At 49.5% G+C, this 2,944-nt stretch carries 5 protein-coding genes; 3 read left to right on the forward strand and 2 right to left on the reverse strand.

Annotated elements, in window-relative coordinates; all coding sequences use genetic code 11:
- From MHN01_RS22880 to MHN01_RS22890, 3 genes are all read left to right on the forward strand, one after another.
- On the forward strand, positions 1-600 hold a 600-nt coding region (locus MHN01_RS22880), incomplete at its 5' end, for a TIGR01621 family pseudouridine synthase (protein WP_239413652.1).
- Positions 601-794: 194 nt separating this feature from the next.
- Positions 795-1,001: a hypothetical protein gene (locus MHN01_RS22885; protein ID WP_160648133.1), complete on the forward strand. Its 207-nt coding sequence runs from the start codon at positions 795-797 to the stop codon at positions 999-1,001.
- Between the two features lie 126 nt (positions 1,002-1,127).
- Entirely contained in the window at positions 1,128-2,066 is a 939-nt protein-coding gene (locus tag MHN01_RS22890) for a class I SAM-dependent methyltransferase (protein WP_239413654.1), read from the forward strand.
- A gap of 82 nt (positions 2,067-2,148) precedes the next feature.
- Here the strand turns inward: MHN01_RS22890 and MHN01_RS22895 are convergent, their stop codons facing one another.
- Together MHN01_RS22895 and MHN01_RS22900 are read right to left on the reverse strand one after the other, a co-directional pair.
- Entirely contained in the window at positions 2,149-2,535 is a 387-nt protein-coding gene (locus MHN01_RS22895) for a GspS/AspS pilotin family protein (protein ID WP_239413655.1), read from the reverse strand.
- Positions 2,536-2,581: 46 nt separating this feature from the next.
- Positions 2,582-2,881, reverse strand: coding sequence for a YciI family protein (locus tag MHN01_RS22900; protein WP_075768424.1), 300 nt, complete (start codon positions 2,879-2,881; stop codon positions 2,582-2,584).
- Positions 2,882-2,944: the final 63 nt, after the last annotated feature.

The following is a 2,944-nucleotide window of genomic DNA, read 5'->3' on the forward strand; positions in this document are numbered from 1 at the left end:
CCTTTGCTGGCAGCCGTGGCCGAGCAAACCGGGGATGAGAAGCTATACCTTATTCATCGCCTAGATAAGATGACCTCCGGGTTGCTGTTGCTAGGAAGAAACCAAAAAGCGGCCTCGGTGCTGTCGGGTAATTTTGCCCGTCGTGATGTCGAGAAGTTTTATTTGGCTATCGGTACGAAAAAGCCAAAGAAAAAGCAGGGCGTTGTGATTGGTGACATGACCCGTTCCCGCCGTAGCAGCTGGAAGCTTGAAAGCAGCAAAGACAATCCCGCCGTGACGCAGTTCTTCTCGACGGCGGGTGGTAACGGGCGTCGCCTGTTTTTGTGTAAGCCCCATACCGGAAAGACCCACCAAATTCGCGTAGCATTGCGCAGTGTGGGATCGGGCATTGCCGGGGATATGATTTATGGTTGCGAGGAGGTCGATCGCGGCTATCTTCATGCCTATGCGTTGCGTTTTCCCTATCAGGGCGAGTGGTGCCAGTTTATCTGTGTGCCGGACCGTGGCGAGCTGTGGCAAACCGCAGAAGTCCAGCAGGCCCTGAATGAATGGCAGTGTCCATGGGAGCTGAGTTGGCCGAAACTAGCGGTCAAAAAGTAGCAGTGGTTATCAAATAACCACAATTGTTAAATAAGAGTGTGTAAAAGAGGCCTTAATAGCCTTTTTTTACACATAATCGGTAAAAATATAAATTAAAGTCGTCTAACCGGCTGTAACTTGAGCAAACGCAATTAAATTATTGATAGAGATCACATATAATAGCGGCCTAGGAAACGCCTAGACAGAGGATTACAATGCGCCTGACCCGCTCCATGTCGCTTCGCATGCGACTGAAGAAGAAAAAGAACAAATCTCTATTTTGGGGGCTGGCATCATTTCGACGTAATCGTCAGAAGTTCAAATCCCGCGTCAAACGTCAGAGACAAGTCCGTGTCACTGCAGAATATGTTACCCTCGCCAGCCATCGCCACCCTGATGAAAATATCAAACTCGTAGCCTGATCTATCTTATTTACCTTTTGTTGCTGCTCCTTTGTATAGGCAGATTGTGCTGCCGATAATTGTGTGGAATGGTATGAGCCAATGGTATTAGAATAACGCCCTAATTTTGATCAAGATTGTAGAGTTATGGAAACCACCGCGCTGCCGACCTTAGAACAACACCTGCTAACTGAACTGTTGTCACCACCGACTGAAGTACGCCGCTTATTTCACGGTCGGGGACGCTGTTGGCAGGGGCTAGAACAGCTTACTGTTGACTGGCTGAGTGGTCAGGTCTTAGTTTCCTTATTTAAAGAGCCATCGGAACCTTTCCTTGCAGCACTGCATAGCACTCTGACGACTTTGGTTTCCTCCGAAGCCTGGCTGCAAAGCGGAGCGACATCGCTGCTACTTCAGCATCGCGACCGGCAGGGATCACCGATGGAGCTTCTATGGGGCGAAAGCGGTGAATATCAGGACGTGGTAGAAAATGGGCTGACATTTAAGCTGGATCTGGGGCGTAAGCAAAACAACGGCCTGTTTCTCGACATGCGTTATGGTCGCCGCTGGGTAATGGAGCATGCCGCAGGAAAGCGGGTGCTGAATCTGTTCGCCTATACCTGTGGGTTTTCGGTTGCAGCCATCGAAGGCGGCGCCGAACATGTGGTTAACCTCGATATGGCCAAGGCAGCATTGAGCCGCGGCCGTGATAACCATCATCTCAACAAGCATGATCTGAAGAAAGTGAGCTTCCTAGGGCATGAGTTGTTCAAGTCTTGGGGCAAAGTCCGCAAACTGGGGCCTTACGACTTGATCATCATTGATCCGCCTTCGTTCCAGAAGGGCAGCTTTGCCCTGACCAAGGATTACCAGAAGATCCTTCGACGTCTGCCGGAACTGCTGACAGAAAAAGGCCAGGTCGTCGCCTGTGTGAATGATCCGTCTGTGTCGTCTCAGTTCTTGATCGACGGTATGGCGACCGAAGCGCCGGAGCTGGCATATACCGAGCGCTTGGACAACCCGCCGGAGTTTAAGGACATTGATCCTGAAGGCGGGTTAAAAGTACTGGTATTCGACAGAAAGTAATTGCAAAAAAATACCGCCAGAGGCTTAACGCTGGCGGTATCGATGATTTATAGCCCCGAAGAACGAAGTATTACTCTACCTGTTATTTCGTCAGGTCTTGGCAGTATTGGTCATAGACTGGCTGTTCTGCCATGGTGCGTCCACGCATATCCATGATCATTATCTTATAGTTCACGCCTTCACTAAACAGAGGGATGAGCTCTTCACTGTTACAGTAATTCACGGCTGCATTTTTGACAGCCTGCGAAGGTGGGATCTTACCGCCACCACCATATAAAATGGTGATTTCGACAGTTTTTTCTCGCGCCTGTGCCTTCATGATCTGGTATTCACCCACCTTGTCATAGGGGGCTTTGTTATTGATCAGCGACGCACGACTTTTGGCCAGCGCTTTCGCTGCATCATCTGGGCTTGATGCGCAGCCAGCCAGTGAAAGTAATGCGATGCATATAAGTGTTTTCTTTAACATCAGATAATTAATCTCGATCTATGCGGGTGTGTAATGCCGTGGCCGATTAAGGGAGGACTTTCTTAAATGGCTTAACAATAACGTTGTCATACACACCGGCCTCAATGTAAGGATCGGCGTCTGCCCATGCTTTGGCATCAGCCAAAGAGTTGAACTCAGCAATGACAGTTGAGCCTGTGAAACCGGCTTCGCCCGGATTGTCGCTGTCGATAGCCGGCATTGGACCCGCAACCAACAGGCGGCCTTGTTCTTGAAGCTCTTTCAGGCGAGCAAGGTGTTTTTCGCGAACACTCAGGCGACGCTCTAAGCTGTTTTCAACATCCTGAGAAAAGATTACATACCACATTCGCTGAATTCTCCCTGTAGCTAAATTAGACCATGCCGCTTCTGTTTGAATAATGAAGGGCTT

This window comes from Photobacterium sp. OFAV2-7, assembly GCF_022347985.1.
Taxonomy (GTDB): domain Bacteria; phylum Pseudomonadota; class Gammaproteobacteria; order Enterobacterales; family Vibrionaceae; genus Photobacterium.